Annotated in this window: 19 protein-coding genes, 1 tRNA gene and 1 pseudogene; 9 read left to right on the top strand and 12 right to left on the bottom strand. The window is 68.4% G+C overall.

The window, feature by feature from the left end; genetic code table 11:
* Positions 1-38: 38 nt before the first annotated feature.
* Positions 39-596, top strand: a complete 558-nt coding sequence (locus ACWER9_RS05260; RefSeq protein WP_452300591.1) for a pyridoxamine 5'-phosphate oxidase family protein — start codon at positions 39-41, stop codon at positions 594-596.
* A 244-nt stretch (positions 597-840) separates the two neighbouring features.
* Positions 841-914: transfer RNA gene (locus ACWER9_RS05255), tRNA-Gly, on the top strand.
* Between the two features lie 950 nt (positions 915-1864).
* Here ACWER9_RS05255 and ACWER9_RS05250 read toward each other — a convergent pair.
* Positions 1865-2260: pseudogene (locus ACWER9_RS05250) on the bottom strand (tyrosine-type recombinase/integrase); the annotation flags it as partial.
* A gap of 13 nt (positions 2261-2273) precedes the next feature.
* Here ACWER9_RS05250 and ACWER9_RS05245 point away from each other — a divergent pair.
* The 3 genes from ACWER9_RS05245 to ACWER9_RS05235 all read left to right on the top strand — a co-directional run bounded on the left by ACWER9_RS05245 (position 2274) and on the right by ACWER9_RS05235 (position 4638).
* On the top strand, positions 2274-2477 hold the full coding sequence (locus ACWER9_RS05245; protein WP_452300651.1) for a hypothetical protein: 204 nt from the start codon (positions 2274-2276) through the stop codon (positions 2475-2477).
* Between the two features lie 470 nt (positions 2478-2947).
* Positions 2948-4153 (top strand): ImmA/IrrE family metallo-endopeptidase, encoded by a 1206-nt coding sequence (locus ACWER9_RS05240; protein WP_452300590.1) that lies wholly within the window; start codon positions 2948-2950, stop codon positions 4151-4153.
* Positions 4153-4638, top strand: coding sequence for a DUF4411 family protein (locus ACWER9_RS05235; protein ID WP_452300589.1), 486 nt, complete (start codon positions 4153-4155; stop codon positions 4636-4638). The genes ACWER9_RS05240 and ACWER9_RS05235 overlap by 1 nt, the downstream gene beginning before the upstream one ends.
* Positions 4639-4912: 274 nt before the next feature.
* Here ACWER9_RS05235 and ACWER9_RS05230 read toward each other — a convergent pair whose 3' ends face one another.
* Entirely contained in the window at positions 4913-5458 is a 546-nt protein-coding gene (locus tag ACWER9_RS05230; protein WP_452300588.1) for a helix-turn-helix transcriptional regulator, read from the bottom strand.
* Positions 5459-6388: 930 nt separating this feature from the next.
* Between ACWER9_RS05230 and ACWER9_RS05225 the strand changes: the two genes are divergently transcribed.
* Positions 6389-6709, top strand: coding sequence for a hypothetical protein (locus ACWER9_RS05225; RefSeq protein ID WP_452300587.1), 321 nt, complete (start codon positions 6389-6391; stop codon positions 6707-6709).
* Positions 6710-6992: 283 nt separating this feature from the next.
* Here the strand turns inward: ACWER9_RS05225 and ACWER9_RS05220 are convergent, their stop codons facing one another.
* The 3 genes from ACWER9_RS05220 to ACWER9_RS05210 all read right to left on the bottom strand — a co-directional run bounded on the left by ACWER9_RS05220 (position 6993) and on the right by ACWER9_RS05210 (position 9967).
* Positions 6993-7931 carry an LD-carboxypeptidase gene (locus tag ACWER9_RS05220; protein ID WP_452300649.1) on the bottom strand — a complete coding sequence of 313 codons (939 nt, stop codon included), beginning with the start codon at positions 7929-7931 and terminating at the stop codon, positions 6993-6995.
* A gap of 147 nt (positions 7932-8078) precedes the next feature.
* Complete coding sequence (locus tag ACWER9_RS05215) at positions 8079-9467, bottom strand: hypothetical protein (RefSeq protein WP_452300586.1); 1389 nt, start codon at positions 9465-9467, stop codon at positions 8079-8081.
* On the bottom strand, positions 9464-9967 hold the full coding sequence (locus tag ACWER9_RS05210) for a SigE family RNA polymerase sigma factor (protein ID WP_452300585.1): 504 nt from the start codon (positions 9965-9967) through the stop codon (positions 9464-9466). Before ACWER9_RS05210 ends, ACWER9_RS05215 begins: the two co-directional genes overlap by 4 nt.
* A gap of 120 nt (positions 9968-10087) precedes the next feature.
* Here ACWER9_RS05210 and ACWER9_RS05205 point away from each other — a divergent pair, with 120 nt between their 5' ends.
* The gene (locus ACWER9_RS05205; RefSeq protein ID WP_452300584.1) at positions 10088-10453 is read left to right on the top strand and encodes a VOC family protein; all 366 of its coding nucleotides are present in this window, start codon (positions 10088-10090) and stop codon (positions 10451-10453) included.
* A 13-nt stretch (positions 10454-10466) separates the two neighbouring features.
* Here the strand turns inward: ACWER9_RS05205 and ACWER9_RS05200 are convergent, their stop codons facing one another.
* From ACWER9_RS05200 to ACWER9_RS05185, 4 genes are all read right to left on the bottom strand, one after another.
* Positions 10467-11111: a dihydrofolate reductase family protein gene (locus tag ACWER9_RS05200; protein WP_452300583.1), complete on the bottom strand. Its 645-nt coding sequence runs from the start codon at positions 11109-11111 to the stop codon at positions 10467-10469.
* Positions 11112-11141: 30 nt separating this feature from the next.
* Positions 11142-11846, bottom strand: a complete 705-nt coding sequence (locus ACWER9_RS05195) for a dihydrofolate reductase family protein (protein WP_452300582.1) — start codon at positions 11844-11846, stop codon at positions 11142-11144.
* A 216-nt stretch (positions 11847-12062) separates the two neighbouring features.
* On the bottom strand, positions 12063-12257 hold the full coding sequence (locus ACWER9_RS05190) for a hypothetical protein (protein ID WP_452300581.1): 195 nt from the start codon (positions 12255-12257) through the stop codon (positions 12063-12065).
* Positions 12258-12305: 48 nt separating this feature from the next.
* A complete protein-coding gene (locus ACWER9_RS05185; protein WP_452300580.1) occupies positions 12306-12800 on the bottom strand; it encodes an N-acetyltransferase family protein in 495 nt (164 codons plus the stop codon).
* Positions 12801-12848: 48 nt separating this feature from the next.
* On the opposite strand from ACWER9_RS05185, the gene ACWER9_RS05180 reads away from it, so the two are divergent.
* Positions 12849-13730 carry an LLM class flavin-dependent oxidoreductase gene (locus ACWER9_RS05180; RefSeq protein WP_452300579.1) on the top strand — a complete coding sequence of 294 codons (882 nt, stop codon included), beginning with the start codon at positions 12849-12851 and terminating at the stop codon, positions 13728-13730.
* A gap of 67 nt (positions 13731-13797) precedes the next feature.
* Here ACWER9_RS05180 and ACWER9_RS05175 read toward each other — a convergent pair whose 3' ends face one another.
* From ACWER9_RS05175 to ACWER9_RS05165, 3 genes are read right to left on the bottom strand one after another with little or no spacing between them, the layout of a single operon-like run.
* Positions 13798-14229: an ASCH domain-containing protein gene (locus tag ACWER9_RS05175; protein WP_452300578.1), complete on the bottom strand. Its 432-nt coding sequence runs from the start codon at positions 14227-14229 to the stop codon at positions 13798-13800.
* A gap of 57 nt (positions 14230-14286) precedes the next feature.
* Positions 14287-15333 (bottom strand): questin oxidase family protein, encoded by a 1047-nt coding sequence (locus ACWER9_RS05170; protein WP_452300577.1) that lies wholly within the window; start codon positions 15331-15333, stop codon positions 14287-14289.
* 33 nt (positions 15334-15366) lie between these two features.
* Complete coding sequence (locus ACWER9_RS05165; RefSeq protein ID WP_452300576.1) at positions 15367-15918, bottom strand: phosphoribosyltransferase family protein; 552 nt, start codon at positions 15916-15918, stop codon at positions 15367-15369.
* A 191-nt stretch (positions 15919-16109) separates the two neighbouring features.
* On the opposite strand from ACWER9_RS05165, the gene ACWER9_RS05160 reads away from it, so the two are divergent.
* A complete protein-coding gene (locus tag ACWER9_RS05160; protein WP_452300575.1) occupies positions 16110-16748 on the top strand; it encodes a septal ring lytic transglycosylase RlpA family protein in 639 nt (212 codons plus the stop codon).
* Positions 16749-16816: the final 68 nt, after the last annotated feature.

The raw sequence follows: 16816 nt of genomic DNA, 5'->3' as shown, positions 1-16816 counted from the left end.
AGGTCGCTGCTCGTACATTTGTTCGATAGAATGCCCACATGGCTTCCTGGTCCGAATTCGCCGCCGACGAGCCCCGACTCGCCGACGGGATCCGCGTTCTCCTTCAGCAGTACGGGCCGGGCTTCGGCTACCTGGCCACGGTCCGTGCCGACGGCGGGCCCCGCGTCCATCCGGTCTCCCCGGTCATCACCGCCGAGGGGCTGTTCTGCTTCATCATCGACTCTCCCAAGCGCCGTGACCTCGAACGTGACGGCCGCTACGCGCTGCACTCGTTCCCCGCGGAGGAGAGCGACGACGAGGCGTACGTGGCGGGGCGCGCCCGTCCGGTCACCGACCCCGCGCGAATCGCGCGACTGGCGCAGGGTGCCCGGGCCGAGCCGCAGGTCGACTGGCGGCTCTTCGAGTTCACCGTCGACGTGGCGATGCTCACCCGCCGCGAGCAGCACATCGCCGGCATTCCGGGCCTCGCGTCGGGCCAGCCGGCCGTCCGGGTCTGGCTCGACCCAAACGCCCCGTCGGCGGTGGCCACCCCACTTGCCGTTCCGCCGGCGCGCCCGACCCGCCTCAGCCGTGACGTCCAGTGCACCGCCGCCTGACCACGCCCCGGAAGACCATCGGCGCCGGCTCCGTCGTAACGGAGCCGGCGCCCCCGTCGCCCGCCGGGGGTGATCAACTCGGCTTCGGTGATGTCGGGGGGTCCCGGCGCCTCGGATGCCCCACCTTCCAGGAAACCGAGTGGATCAACCAGCCCAAGCCGGGCGGAGCGGTACGCGCGCAGCTGTGGCCGGCGGGGGTGCCTGGGTGCAGAGGCTCGACGACTCGGGTACAGTGGTGCCGCCTGCGGGTGTAGTTCAATGGCAGAACATCAGCTTCCCAAGCTGACAGTGCGGGTTCGATTCCCGTCACCCGCTCCACGTACGGAAGCCCTGGCCAGGACACGTGTCCCGCCAGGGCTTCCGTGGTTCTAGGTCATGCTGAAACAGAGACGGGCCATTAGCGGGCCATTGCGGCACGCCGAGTCGGGTCGGGTGTCCCGGGCGAGGCAGCGGGGGCGCGCAACGTTGTGGTGGTCAGCTCCAGAGTGAGGCTCATCCGAGACCGACAGATTGGAAGCCCGCCGTTGACTGATGCAGCGCCACCCGCTCCAGGACCTGAACCGACGCCGGACACCCTGGGTGTAGGCGGCGACCAGGCGGACACTCTCTACATTTTCGTGGTCTGCACGGATCGGGGCCAACACAGGCGACGTGTACTTACCATCACCCGCGTTCATCCCGACGGCACGGGCGGCATGAGTTCAGCTCTTGATTGGTTCGCTCCGCCGATGGGTGACGAGGCGACGCCGAGAAGTCTTATGGGGAGAGACTCCTACATCTTCAGGTGCCCGTCTTGTAGTCGAACACCACAGATCAATCGAGCGAAGTGGTGGAACCTCGTCGGTGAGGCCCTGCGCCTCCAGCTTCCTGAGATTGACCTGTCCTTGCTACCCTTCTAGGGCTGCACGAACGGCAGTCCCTGGCGCGAGGACGGGGTTACTCTCAGCCCGAAGGCTCACCTCACCCATGAGGTGCTCGTGAAAGCCCACTCATCCGGTGGGGCGTATAGCTACGCCCTCTGGAGGTTCGAGTGGCATCCCCTGATGAAGAGCCCGTCGGTGCCGCGCCGTCGAAGCGTCGGCGCTTAAGTCCGCGCCAGTCATCCCGCAACGGTCAGGATGTGCTTCTGACCGCCGCGAAGTCCGGGTGGGGCACCACTCTTCGGTACTGCTTGTTGCTCCTCGTTCACCGTGGAGGGCCGCTGTCGCTGGTCGGTCTTGTCGGCTACCAGATTGCACGCAGTAAGGGTTGGATCTAGAGCCGATCCCCTAATCCAAACCAAGGGTCGGTCCGTCGGCCTCTGCAACCCGCTTCGCCTCGCGTTTGCCCGGCTTGCGCCGGGCCGCCTTGACTGCCTTGCCGATCGCGTCGGCGATGCCCTGGTCGGCCTCCCGGTTGGCGTGCTGGTAGATCAGCGCGGCGCGCGGGCTGTCGTGCCCCATCCGCGCCATGATGTCGCGCAGGCTCGCGCCCGGTGCCCGTGACGCGAGGGTGTTGCCGGTGTGCCGCAGGTCGTGGAAGTGCAGGCCGGGCACATCCACGGCGGCGACCGCCTCGGGCCACTTGACCAACTTGTTGAAGTTGCCGCGTCAGAGGTTCCGGCCGCTTCCGCCGGTGAACAGGAACGCCTCGGGTGCCTCGCCGACGTGGCTGCTCATGTGCTGTGCGCGACTAGCGATGGATCTTGGCCGTGCGTACGCGCAGCGGCGGCAGATCGGCGAGGCGTTGGCGCACCTGCTCGAAGCCGAGAAAATGGCACCGGAACTCATCCACACGCACGTTGCTGCCCGGAACGCAATTCGCGAACTGATCCTGATCTCCGGGCGAGCGGCATCGCCGGAGTTGAAGGCGCTTGCGGAGCGAGCGGATGCGCAGCCCTGATCTGGTGTCTCCTCTGTCCCTCGTGTCCTCGGTGTCCCCCAGGGGCGAATGAGCTGCTGGAACTGCGGGGACACCTTGCCCAGAGGTATCCCCGGCGCGAGCGGCTGATGTCGCCGTAGCCGGCCGAACCGGCCGTGGAAGATCAACGCGTTCGCTGCCGTAGTCACTTCGTTGGAGGAGATCGCACAGGAGTTGTCTCCTATATCCCCCGTGCCGCCGAAGGGTCTGACCGGCTGTGATCCGGGGGGACAGGCATGCCCACTGTCCCTCCCTCGACGGAAGACGACCGGTCAAGCGGGACCTGCGAGATAGTCGCGAAAGTGACAACTCGCTGGACATGGAAACCAGGCGTATGGAGCAGTCGTTAACCAAGTCAGGCAGCTTGCCAGATGATCATATAATTTTGATCACCGTGCTCGCGGCAAAAGTGGGAGCGATCGACTACTGACTCAGCGGCCCTCAACAAGATAATGTTGGGGCATCCGACGCCCCCATACATCGCCCAGCGGAGGAGGGAGTCTATGCCATCGCGCGTTGACGTAGACCCGAAGATGGTGCGGTGGGCGCGACGCCGAGCCCGATACTCGGTCGCGGACCTTAGCAAGGCATTTCCGAAGCTCGCTGAATGGGAATCCGGCGATCGTAAGCCGACCATGCGGCAACTCGAAGCGTTCGCACGGAGAACGCATATACCAATTGGCTTCCTCTTCCTTCCAAGCCCACCTTCCGAGCCCCTTCCCGTACCTGATTTTCGGACCTTTAGGGACGAGGAACGGCGGAAGCCGTCACCAGATTTATTAGATACTATATATGCTTGCGAACAGCGGCAAGATTGGTATCGGGAGTTTGCAGCCACTCAAGATTACGACGAAGTTGCCGTCGTGGGTAGCGCTAGCTTGCGTAGCGACCCTGTTAGAACTGCCGCTTCTTTGCGGGAGGTATTCGGTTTTGGCTTGGAACGTCGGTCCCGATTCTCAAACTGGACTGAAGCGCTTCGCGGCCTTTCTGAACATGCAGAAGACCAAGGAATACTGGTCATGAATAACGGCGTGGTGGGCTCGAATACCCGTCGCAAGCTAGTGCCGCGTGAGTTTCGCGGCTTCTCGCTCGTGGATCCGCTTGCGCCGGTCATCTTTATCAACGGAGCTGACACAAAGGCTGCGCAGATCTTCACCCTTGCTCATGAACTGGCACACGTTGCGCTTGGCGGCTCTGCGATTTCGAACCAGGATCTCGAAGAAGTGGACAGCGCAAACCGCACCGAGCAATGGTGTAACGCCGTCGCTGCTGAACTGCTATTACCGATGGAAGAGTTCAGAGGAGAGTTTCAACGCGATCGAGATTTGACTGAAGAGCTCGAACGGCTGGCGAGAAACTTTAAGGTCAGCACACTGGTCGTGTTGCGCCGGATCTTCGACGCTGGTTTCATGACGCAAGATCGGTACCGCGTTGCGTTTGAGGTAGAGCTCGCGCGCATTCTTGTCCTCATGGAAGGGCAATCGAGCGGTGGCAACTTCTACACAACCACACCGGTGCGAGTTAGCAAGCGGTTTGCTAGGGCTCTCATAACAGACACCTTAGAGGGCGGCACTCAATACGGTGACGCGTTCAGGATGCTGGGGTTCAAGAACTCTTCAACTTTCGAGGAACTCAGTCAGCGCCTTGGAGTTGCCTAATGTACCTACTCGACTCGAACGTCTTTATCGAAGCGAAGAATCGGTACTATCCGTTCGACGTCGTTCCGGGCTTTTGGGACTGGATTCAGGTGGCGCACCAAACCTGCGGTGTGTGCATAGTGGAGGCAGTCCGTGACGAACTAGTCGACGCTGACGATGACCTCAGCGCCTGGATCAAGGCGCTGCCGAGTTCCTTCATTCTTCCGTCTTCCGTCATCTCAACCGGAATCTTGCGAAGTTTGAGTGTCTGGGCCAGCAGTAGTAGCCAGTACAGTGCGGCAGCCGTTTCGGAATTCTTAAGCGTCGCCGACTATCTCCTTGTGGCACACGCGCGGACGATTAGTGCGACGGTGGTAACCAACGAAGTGCCGGCACCAGCAGCGAGAAAGCGAATCAAAGTCCCCGACGCCTGTAACGCTCTGGGTGTTAGCTTCTTGAGCCCGTTCGGGGTGATGCGTGCCGAGAGGGTGCGACTCACGCTCTAGCGCTCCGTTAGACCCATCCAGCTCGCCGTCAGCGCATGGGCCATTAACGGGCCATACGGTGAGGCCATTGTCGGTCACTCCAGGCCACTTGCGGCATCACTGAGCTCGTTGAAGGGGCTACAACAGCAGGCGCTTGTACGGTTCCCAAGCTGACAGTGCGGGTTCGATTCCCGTCACCCGCTCCACTGCGAAGGCTCTGGCCAGGACGTGAGTCCCGGTCAGGGCCTTCGATGTTCCACGATCATCGACCACGCGACGTGCCATTGGCGTGCCATTAGCCCCGCCGTCCACCGCCGGAACTGTGGCCCGCGAGTAGCTCGACCAGCGTTCCCCAGTGTGGGACGCGTTCGCGGTGTTGTCTCGCTTGTAATACCAGGTTCGCCACCACCAGCGCCGGGTCGCTGTCTGGGGCCTGAATGTTCAGGTTCCTTCCGACCCATGACCTGACCTCGCTCCACCTGTAGAACACCGTGCCCTCGCGGGCGGGGTTGACCGGAGGTGGGAAGGTGCCCGGCCCTCGGTCACCCGTGGCATATCGCCGCACAGACTCCCTGCTCTGGCCGATGCGACCGGCGATGTCGGCAAGCGTCACCAGGTCTTGGTCCAGTACACGAACCGCGGTCAGGCCGGCGTGGTCGAGGGTCTTAACTGCGGAGGCGATCGCATCCGCCATGGTGTCGCTTTCCCGATCGAACTCGGCGATGGGGAGGCCGTTCTCTGTGCCGAAGGCCGCGTCGTCGCAGCCTTCGGCACAGAGAGCGTCCAGTTCATCATCGGTAGGCTGCCGATCGAGCACCAGCGTGAACACGTGCATTGTCATGGCCTACCTCCCTTCGGCCTCACATGGATGCGGGGGTATCCGCTTCGAGTGAGGGGTGGGTGTGGATCGCTGTAAAGCGGTCCAGCTGTTTCGCGTGGGTCCCAGGGTTGCGGGGGGAACAAGACACGTGTCGCTGTGCCTGGCAGGGTTTGCATCGCACTGCGCCCCATCGGTGCTTGTTGTGAATCTCCGTGACGAGGAGTCCCACTTCCTCAGCCCTCTGAAGGGCGCGGGCGATCTCTTTCTTCGGGTGACGTCCCGAACTGACCATATGGAACTCCTCGGCCTCTTCTTGGTGAAACTTGGCTTATGGTGCTCATTTCGCCCTCCCTTGGGCTCCCATAAGGTCCGGTAAGAGGCCCGGCCTGGAGGTTGGTCAACGGCTGCCCTGTCCGATGTGCGGTACTGAACTCGTCGTTCGGGGTGTTTGACCATCCTCCGGATCGCGCCTGGTGCAATAGTACACCACTGCCGGGTAGTACTGCACCGGCAGTGGTGTACACGGATTCGTCATGTAGACGGAGCATCTACCACCCAGAGTTCCCGGCCTTCCTGTCCTTCGTCGACCCGTCCCCGAGCTTGTTCTTCGCTTCACCCCTGTCTTGATCTTCTTGCCCTTCCTCGTCCGCTTCCGCGTGGCCCGGACCGCTTGGTGCAGGGCTTCGGCGATGGCCCGGTCGGCTTCCGCCGTTACGTGCTAGAAGAGGAGCGGGAGCAGTTGACGTCGAGGCTAAACGTGCCGCGCCCGCAAGATGCGGAGCCCGTACGACGACAGGGACCGGGCCGCAACGATCGCCAGGGGTGTTGGCTACCGTCGTCGAGCTTCCGGCGAACGGCTGCCGCACCGGCTACGCCGGCTTTCCCTCGTCCCTCCTGGGTCGCCCATACTGCACCGGATCCGACCGCAGCAGTGCCGCCTACGCTGTCGCGATGGACGCGGGCAGGGTGTGGCGGCTGTACCACCGGGGCGAGCTGGTTGGCGAGATCGACGAGCAGGGTCACGACTTCCCGTGGACGTACGGCCGATTCCGTCCGCTGCCGGGGTTCGAGCCGCTACGCCCGCTCTTCATCGCCCGGAGCGCCGCCCTCGACGCGGACGACGACGAGGCCATGATCCGGATGGACGACGAGATCGGGGCCGCCCTGACGATGACCCACCCGGACGGCCGCCAGGTGGCCGAGTTCCTGCTGAGCGTCGAGGACGACGAGGCCGGCTTCAGGTGGCATGACGCGCCGTTCGAGGGCGGGTAGTCCGTGCCATTAGCGTGCCAATAGACCGGGACAACCAAGGTCGACCCAGGCCACGAGGGTCCGCCGTGACCAGGCCGTCGGCCTCATGGCCTGCCGCCCATCGGCAATTCCCAAGCTGACAGTGCGGGTTCGATTCCCGTCACCCGCTCCACTGCCTTCGATGTTCCACTCTCAAAGGGTCACGCGACGCGCCGTCAGTTGGCGCGTCGCCAGTTCGGTCCTCCCCGAAGCCCTCGGTACGTGCCGGACTCGTCGGTGGCGTCGGCGAACTCGGCGTGGCGCCCTACCGGTAGTCGGCGAAGATGCGGCGTTCCACGCCGTCGACGGTGACCGGGCCGCCGTGCGGGAGGATCCACTGCGGTCGGGTGTGACCGAACGGCACGCCGACGCAGACGACCGCCTCGGGGTTGTAGCGGGTCACCACGTCGACGACCGTGTCGCGCTGCTGCTCGCGTAGCCGTGCCCGGTCTGCCGCCGAGGGGCGACGGGTGTGGTCGGAGGTCGGCGGACGGGCGACCAGGACCGCGTCGACGGCGCTGAGGAGACCGCGCTCACCAAGTGATCGGACGATCCAGCCGACCTCACGGGCGGGGAGAAGCTCCTCCGACGTCTCGATGATCAGCACTCCACCGTGCAGAACGTCAGGTGGGAACGGGAAGCGTCCCGCCGTCAGGATCCACTGGATGACCTCCAGGCAGCCACCCCAGGTGCGCCCGGTGACCGTGCGGGACGGGCCGTGCCAACTCCACGGCTCGGTCGGTTCGCGCTCTCCGAAGGACTTCAGTGCCTGCGGGTCGGCCCAGTCGAGCCCGATGTCCTCGGACTCACCCGGATCGGTGATCTCCAGCCGCTCCCCGGTGAGCAACGCCGCTCGCAGCGACCTGACGTGAACGTCGTCGACGGCCGGCCCGGGGCCGAGGTGCACTTGGGAGGACCCGCCGTAGAAGCTGGCGACGCCGAGGCCCCAGAGCCAGTGGTGCAGGTTGGTGTTGTCGCTGGTGCCGAGGAACGGTTTCGGGTCGGCTCGGGCCAGCTCGGCGTCCAGGTGGGGGATGACGGTGATCTGGTCCTCGCCGCCGACGACGGCGAGAATGCCGCGTACCCGGGGGTCCGCGAAGGCGGCGTTGATGTCCGCCGCCCGCGCTGCCGCGCTGGCACCCACCTGGCGGGTGGTGGGGTATTCGACCGGAACGAGGCCGGTCAGGTCGGCAAGCCGTCGCATGGCCTGCTCGTGGATTCCGGGATAGGCGCCGGCCGCGGCGAAGGACGGTGAGATGACCGCGAGGTGGTCCCCGGAGCGCGCCTTCCGGGGACGAACAAGCTCATGCTCCATGTCGAGATCCAACCGGTGTATCGGTCGGCACGCATCTCATTTCGGACGCGCCCGCTTCACGCGCCGGTCGTCGAGCCAGAGCGCCAGCCTTTCACGGGTGCGGTAGACGACTATGCCTGCGATCACGACGGTGATCAGAAGCCCCCACCACCAGAATCGACCACCCAACCCGCCGGGCGGGTCCGCGTCGCGGGTGCGGCCGGTGCTGATCACGTTGTCGGCGACGTCCACGGCGAGGATCTGCTCCGGGGCGGTCAGCAGGGTTCGAGGCGCGGTGGCGTCGGGCGTCAGCGCCAGCACCCGTACGCCGCGAACGTTGGGGTAGGCGGTGCGCTGGTCCAGCTCCAGCGGTCTGTCGAACCGGGCCGGGCTGAGCGGTTCGGGCTGGTAGGCGACCACCACCGCGGACCCGTCCGGGCCCCAACCGAGCAGTCGGATGGCGGTCACGCCTGTGACACCGGGCAGGGGCAGCGGTGCGGTGTCCCGGCCGGTGGCGGGGTCGACCCGGCGCAGGCTCCAGTCGGTGCTGCCGACCTTCCTGCTGATCAGCGTCAACGCCCCGTCTGTCGTCCAGGCTCCCTTGCCGGCCAGCCAGCTCTCGTCGGGCAGCTCAAGAGTGGACACTCTGCGGCCGTCGGCGTCGGCGACGGTCACGACCCGACCGATCTGGTACGCGACCCGTTCACCCCCGGCGGCGAACGCGACTGACGAGCCGAACATCGGCTGCTGGGCAGCGTCGGCCAGTTGGGTCCAGTGTTCGCCGTCGAGCGTCACGATGCTCAGCACCCGTCGGTAGTTGCTGCGCTGCGGGTCGGTCGGCACGGTGTCGTCGACCACAAGTCGCGTGCCGTCCGGGGACCAGGCCCTGGGGGTCGTCCCCACGCTGTCGGCGACCTTGCTGCGCAGCTGCCTGGTTCGGGCGGTGACGAGGTCGATGACGTCGACCCGTGGGGCCTCGGACGTGCCGGCGGGCCGGGCCACGTGGCGGCCGTCCGGGGAGATGACCACCTGCTCGCCGGCGGGTGCCTCGTAACCCATCGAGAAGATCCGGTAGCGGTCGGAGTTGGCGCTGACCACGCCGACGATGCCGTCCTCGTCCCAGCCCTGGAGGCGTGGCGCCTGACCGCTGAAGATGACCGACGCGGGCCCGAGCGGGGGCCGGTCGGTGGCGTGCAACGTCCCGATCGGTGGCAGCGCGACCTGATCGGGCAGCGCGGCGTCCGCGCCGGAGGCCGGTTCCACGGCAGGTGTACGCGTCAGTGGGAGCACCGCCCCGGTCAGCGCGACGAGCACGAGTGCCACGACGGCGGCGACGACGGCCCGACGGCGGGTTCGGCGGGCGGTGGTGAGCGCTCGTTCGTAGACCGGGTAGGTGGGGACGTCGGCCGCGACGGCGTGCAACGTCTCGCGGAGTCGGGCGGTCACTGCTGGCTCCTCTCCACTGTCGGGTCGATCAGGTCGAGGGCCGTCGCGCGCAGCCGGCGGATGGCGTCGTGGCCGTGTCGCTTGACGGTGCCGACGGAGCAACCGAGCACCTCGGCGGCCTGGGCCTCGGTCAGGTCCTCGTAGAAGCGCAGCACGATCACGGCGCGCTGACGAGGGGTGAGCCCGCGCAGCGCGCTCACCAGGCTCAACCGCAGCGCGGTCGACTCGGAGTGGTCGTCGCCGGGCCGGTCGGTGGGCTGCGCCTCCAGGCGCTCGGTCAGCCGGCGACGTCGCCACCAGGAGACCTGCTGGTGGTACATCACCCGTCGTACGTACGCCTCGGGGTCGCCGTCGCGAATCCGCCGCCAGTGCCGGTACGACCGGGCCAGAGCGCCCTGCAACAGATCCTCGGCAAGTTGGTGGTCGCCGGTGAGCAGGTAGGCCGTCCGGGACAGCGCCGGTGTGCGGTGCACCACGAACTCGTGGAACGTCTCGGTCATCCCCACCCCCTCGACAGGTAGAACGCCATCCGGCACGGGAATGGTTGAGGTCGGATCCGCCTGTTCGCGGTGGTTCCTGCCGGACCATGGCAGCGGTTAGGGTCCGCTTGGAGGTGGTCCGTGTTCACCGAAGCGTTTCCGATCGTGACGACACCTGACCTGCCACGACTGATCGCGTTCTACCGGGACGTGCTCGGCTTCGAGCTGACCTACCGGTTCCCGGACGAGGGCGTCCCCGAGTTCGTCGCCCTCCGACTGGGCAGCAGCGAGCTCGGCCTGGCCGCCAACCCGGAGGCTGGCGAGCCGGCCGACTCACACCGCTGGGAGCTGTGCGTCTACGCCGACGACTGCGACGCAGCCGTGGGTGCTCTGCGCACGGGTGGGGCGACGGTCACCGAGGAGCCTGTCGACCAGCCCTGGGGTGAGCGGTCCGCGCGGGTCACCGACCCGGACGGCAACCGTCTGCTGGTGCTGGCCCGGCTCTGAGAGCAGATCGCTGTCATCGCCTCCAGAACAGGAGGTGGGTGACCCCGCTGGGGCTGGGCACCGACTCGAGGTGGAAGCTGTCGAGCAGGTCCGTGGGGCTGTTCCACAGCCGCTCGCCCCGCTCGAGGTCGACGGGCGCGACGGCGATGTGCATCGTGTCGACCAGATCGGCCTCGAGGAACTCGCGGATGGTCTCCACTCCACCACCGAGGCGTACGTCCCGACCGTCGGCCGCCTGCTTCGCCTCGGCCAGTGCCTCGGCCGGGCTGACATCGCGAAAGTGGAACGTGGTGTCGGAGAGGCTGAACGACGGGCGTACGTGGTGGGTGAGCACGAAGACCGGCGTGTGGAACGGCGGATTGTCCCCCCACCAGCCCTGCCAGTCATGGTTCTCCCAGGGGCCACGCTGGGGGCCGAACTTGTTGCGCCCCATGATCTCCGCCCCGATGTTGCACTCGGCGTCGCGGGTCAGGTAGTCGTCCAGGCCGCGGGTGCCGCCCGGCTCGGTGCGGTATACGAAACTGGCGGTGGCGGCACGCCAGGAGAACAACGGGGTGGGGTCCGCGTGACCGAAGGGCCGTTCCAGGCTCTGCCCTTCTCCGGTGCCGAACCCGTCCTGCGAGACGTTGAAGCACTGCACCCGCAACAGCTGCGGCATGGTTCCCCTCTTCCTTCGATGGGCCGTGGTTCAGTTCGCGGTCACCGTCGGGCCGCCTCCGCTGCCCCGGTCGTCGAGCACGAGCGGTGCGCGGCCGCGCACCTCGTACCGGATGTGGGTCACCTGTGGGGTGGCGAGGACGCGGGTCGGCGTCAGCTCGACCCCCTCCCGGTCGCCCAGGTCGAGGTCCGCGTCGAAGAGCCGCAGCCCGGTGCCGAGCACCACGGGTACGACGTGCAGCTCCAACTCGTCGAGCAGGCCGGCCCTGAGTACCTGCCGCACCAGGCTGCCGCCCCCGGCCACCGCGACGTTCTTGCCCCCGGCCACGGCGCGCGCCTGCTCGACCGCGCTGGCCACGCCATCTGTGACGAAGGTGAAGCTGGTGCCACCCTCCTTCACCAGACGCTGGCGGGGTCGGTGGGTGACGACGAAGACCGGCGCGCGGAAGGGGGGTTCGGCACCCCAGGGAACCTCGCCTCCGTCGGCCATCCGGCGCCCCATCACGTACGCGCCGGCCGCGCCGAACGACTCGGCGATCACCTCGGAGTCGGTGTCCTGCACCCCACCGGCGAAGCCCTGCCGCTCGCGCCAGGCCGCCGCCTCGGTGGCCCAGCGGGTGACCCGGAAGAACTTCGCGCTCTCCGTCGAATCCATCCAGTCGCCGTTGCCGTCGAAGCGTGGGCCGGCGTAGAAGCCGTCCACAGACACCGAGAGCTGTGCGGTCACCTTCGTCATCGGGACTGGTCCTCTCCTCGGGCGACACCCCGACTGGGTGCCGCTCCCCGAGGGGTCGGAGCCGAACCGAGTGTCCCTACCGGGAAGGAGTGTGACGCGCGTCACCTGTCGGTGCGGTCAGGAGCCACGTCCCGGCGTGTTCCGGGTCGGCTGACCAGCGCATCCGAGGCTTCTCCTCCGGGCCCGGGAGAGTACGGCCTGGCCGCAGCGATGGGCCTAGGACTGCCGGTCGGCGATCGCCGCCTCGATCCGCAGACCGAGACCGGTCAGGATGAGGAACGCGGCCAGGATCTGCGGTCTGAGCCCCGCGCCGCCGGACGGCATGCTGAGTAGCGAGACCACGAAGCCCGCGACCAGCGACAGGGTGCCGAATGCTCGCACCGTGTCGGAGCGCCGTGCCCGTGTGTCCACAGTGACACGGTAGCCAAGGTCAGGCGGTGGTGCTGTCCGCCCGCTGACCTAATCGCTGGGTCGCCTGCCCCACGAGGTGCCGGACGGTGCGTAGCCGTGGCGGCGGTAGAAGCGCACCGCGCTCGCGTTGTGGTGGTGGATGCCCGCCGACAGGTAGGAGAGCCCTTGCGCGGCGGCCCACCGATCCGCCGCGTCGAGCAGCGCGGAGCCGACCCCACGACCCCGGGCCTCGTCGAGCACCACCGTGTGGACCTGTGCCGAGGGCTCGGGGCGGAGGATCTGGTGTGCGGGCGGTTCGGGCAGGCGAAGCACCTCGACCATCCCGACGACCCGCCCGTCCTGCTCTGCGACGAGAACCGCGTCTCGGCCGGTCGCGTCGCTGAAGACGGCGGTGAAGTGCTCGATGACCGCCGCACGCTGCGGCAGGCGGTAGGTGGCGGGGTCGAGCGCCAGGTGCGCTTCGGCGTTCGCCATGCGTAACTGGACAAGCGCCGCCACGTCAGAAGGGCTCGCCGTTCGTACGGCTGCCCTGGTCCCCTGCATGAGCGTGATGCTAGGGCCCGGCTGTCCGGCCCGGCTAGGGTGGCGATCATGCGGATTGGCATCGTGATCCTCCCGGACCAGCGGTGGAGGGAGTCGCAGCGTCGCTGGCGGCAGGTCGACGAGTGGGGCTTCGACCACGCCTGGACGTACGACCACCTGGGTTGGCGTGACTTGGTGGATGGTCCGTGGTTCGACTCGATGGCGACGTTGACCGCTGCCGCGACGGTGACCTCGCGGATTCGGCTGGGCACTCTCGTGGCGTCGCCGAACTTCCGGCACCCGGCCGCGTTCGCCCGACAGATCACCACGGTGGACGACGTCTCCGACGGTCGGCTGCTGCTCGGCCTGGGCGCGGGTGGCATCGGCTTCGACTCGGCGGTGCTCGGCGGTGAAACGCTGCCGCCGCGACAGCGGGTCGACAGGTTCGCCGAGTTCACCGAGTTGTTGGACCTGATCCTGCGGGAGGACGGCACCACCTGGCGTGGCGACTGGTTCGCCGCGGTGGATGCCCGCAACAACCCCGGTTGCGTTCAGCAGCCCCGGGTGCCGTTCGTGGTGGCCGCAAACGGGCCACGGTCGATGCGGTTGGTGGCCCGCTTCGGTCAGGGCTGGGTGACCACCGGCACCGGTGACGACGACGACCTGGCGGGCTGGTGGGCCAGTGTGTCGACGCTGTCCGCGCGGATGGACCGGACCCTGGACGAGGCGGGCCGCGACCCGGCAAGCCTGGACCGCTACCTCTCGCTGGACGCGGCGCCGGTCTTCTCGCTGAGCAGTGCGCAGTTCTTCGCCGATCAGGTCGGCCGGGCCGCCGAGTTGGGCTTCACCGACGTGGTGACGCACTGGCCGCGCGCCAGCAGCTGGTACGCCGGCGACGAGGCCGTCCTGGTGGACGTGGCGACGCGGCTGCTGCCCCAGCTACGAGGCTGAGGCCGTCAGGCCGCCACGTCGGCCCGGTGGAGAGGCCGCCGCACCGACCTGGCGGGGAGCCGCCGGGTCAGGTGCCGAGGTCGCCGCTGGCCACCCCGCCCTCGCCGCCGGAGACCAGCCGGAGGCGGAGGCAGACGATCGGGGTGTCGGCGTCGACCGGCGTGCCGAGCCGCGCCCAGTAGGCCGAGTGCCCGGCCCGCCACTCCTCGATCGAGCGGTCGCCCTCGCCCTCGGCCCGGGCGAAGTCCCAGGGCACGTCGGCGAAACGGACCACCTCGACGCCGGTGACCTCCACGACGCCGGCCAGTGCGTTGTCGTCGTCGACAAGGGCGAGGCGTTCGCCGACGTGTTCCAACTCCTCGCCCTCTTCCGCGTACTCGGCGAGGCGGCCGGCCGTCGCGGTCTTCACGCCGGCCAGCACCAGGGTGTTGAGGGTCTCCCGCAACTCGCCGGGGGTGCCGAGGGCGAGGGCGCGCAGTTCACCGATCCGGGGCCACATCCTGCCGAGGCTAGGACAGCCCGGCCCGGACCGCCGCCGCAATACGCGTCTCCCCGTTCAGATCAGCTGACCGGCGTAGCCGGGTGCGGCGAGGAGCCGGTCGTCGCCACTTGCCGCGTGCGCGTCGAGGACCGCGTCCGCAAGCTTGACCACGTGCTCGTCACCGTGCCGGGCCGCGCGGGCGAAGACCTCCGCCGGCGTCGCGGGGGCCACGGTCGGTGGCGCGATGCCGTTGGCTGGGGCGTACACCGAGGTCATGGCCGCCGTCGCGGCCCAGGCCGCGGCGAGGCTCGGCGCCCACAGCCCCCGGTCCAGAGCCGGCAGGGTACGCAGCACGGCGGTCGGCGCGGTGACCGCGTGCACGAGCATGACCGGGTCGCTGTGCCCGAAGCGCAGGTAGTCCAGGCCGGCCCGGTGGATAAGCGTGGCGAGCCCCCGCTGCGCCTCGGCCGGGCTCCCCGCCGGGCGCAGCGCCGCGAGCGCCGGCTCCCACCGGGGTACGGCCGGCAGCCGGCCCAGCCGGTCCCGGACACCGCCGGTCTGGTCCGCGATCCGGGGCACTGCGGCCAGCGCGGTTTCCACGTCGACCCGGTCGGTGTCCGGCCGACCCGGGTTCTCGGCGAAGAGCTGGTCCGCGCCGGGAACGGGCAGCCAGCGGGCCGCCCAGTAGCCGAGGGCCTGACCCAACTCGGCGAGCCGGCGGGGGTTCTCGTCGTCCGCGTCGAGCACGCGTACGGCGTGCCCGACCCGGATCACCCCGTGCGTGGCGCCGGCGGCGATGCCCGGCAGCAGCCGGGGCCACCAGGTGCCGAGCACCTCGCGCCACGGGTGGTCGCGAAGCTGCCGGTCGAAGTACGCCAGCCAGTCACCGGCCCGCTTCGGGTCGCCGAGCGCCTCCCGCCAGTCGTCGATCGGGTGCAGCCCCCGGGGCAGTTCGTCGAGTCGGCCGAGGTAGTCGTCGAGCCAGCGGTGCACCCGGTGCGGGTGCCCGTGCCGGACCAACGCCTCCACGGCCATCGGCCCGTGGTTGGACAACCAGCCTTCGAACTCCGGGCCGGTGCGGTGCAGTCGCTCGTACGCCTCGTCGAGAACTCCGTCACTCATCCGTCGATCGTCAATGGTGAACCTCGCTTGAGGTCAAGCGGGCAGATCCGCGGCATCGACCAGGCCGGTGATCCGTAGCTCGGCCGCGACGTCGGGCGGGCAGTCCACGGCCACCACGGCGGTGCCCAGCACCTCGGCGCCGCGTGCCGCGCAGATGTCGTAGAGGGCGCGTAGCTGCGCGCCGGTACGCACCCAGTCGTCCACCACCAGCACCCGGTCGTCGGGGCCGAGGTGCCGGTCCCGGACCGCGAGGTCGACCCGTCGGCCCCGGTAGTCCGGTGGGCTCTGCGCCCAGGTGAGCGGCCCGGCCGGCAGGCGCCCGTCACCGGGCTTGTGTGCGGCCACGAAGCCGACCCCGAGGGCGGTGGCGGCCAGGGGCCCGATCAGCAGCCCGGTGACCGCCGGGGCGAGCACCACCGTGGGCCGGGCGGCCCGGTACGGCGCCACCAGGGCCGGTCCCAGCTCGGCCAGCACCGCCGGGTCCCGCCACCAACCGGAGATGTCGCTGACCAGGTGACTGGTGCCCGGACCCGGGTCGATCCACCGGAACAGGGTGGCCAGGCGTTCGGTCAGGTCAGCGGGCATCCGCCAATCGTGCAGCACGGACGCGGGCCGCGACGGCACCCGGGCCACCCGGCCCACCCAGGGTCGGATGATCGGCTACACGTACCTGTGCAAATGCGGGCATACCACCATGATCACGTTGACTTCGGAAGTGCTTCTCTCGTTACGGTCCGATCCGGTTTGTTCAGACAGACGACGAAAGGACCGGGCCGGTGGCAGGCAAGCACTCCCGTACCCGCATCTTCTCCTCCCCGGCGGGCATCGTGGCCACCGCGGCGGTCGGCGTCGCCCTCGCCGTGGGGGGCACGGTCGGTGCCGTGCAGCTGGCCTCCGGCCCCGACCAGTCCGGGCAGACAGCCTTCGACCTCACCCCGACCACCGCCGCGAGCAGCCTCACCCCCAGCTCCCCGGCCGTCTCGCCGAGCATCAGCGCCTCGCCGAGTGTGACCGCCAGCCCGTCGGCGACCCGGTCGCAGCAGGCTGCCTCCCGGGGTCGGGAGCGCACCGCGTCGCCCAAGCCGAAGCCGAAGCCGACGGTCAAGAAGACCACCGCGGCGGCGAAGGTGCTGGAGAGCGGTTCGTGCGGGGCGTCGTTCTACTCCGACGGGCAGCTCACCGCCAACGGCGAGTCGTTCAACCCGGACGCGCTGACCGCCGCGCACAAGACGCTGCCGTTCAACACGAAGGTCCGGGTGACCAACCCGGCCAACGGCAAGTCGGTGACGGTGCGGATCAACGACCGTGGCCCGTTCATCGACGGCCGCTGCCTGGACCTGTCCCGGGCCGCCTTCGCGAGCATCGCCTCGGTCGACGTCGGCGCGCTGACCGTCCGCTACGAGGTCCTCGGCTGAGCGGGACGAGCGACGCCGATCCGGCCGGCCGACTGGGCCGGCCGGACAGAACCTTCTCGGACGACGGG

It is taken from the genome of Micromonospora sp. NPDC003944 (genome assembly GCF_053605225.1).
The sequence above is the reverse complement of the archived record's forward strand: the minus strand, read 5'-3'. Positions and strand labels throughout refer to the sequence as shown.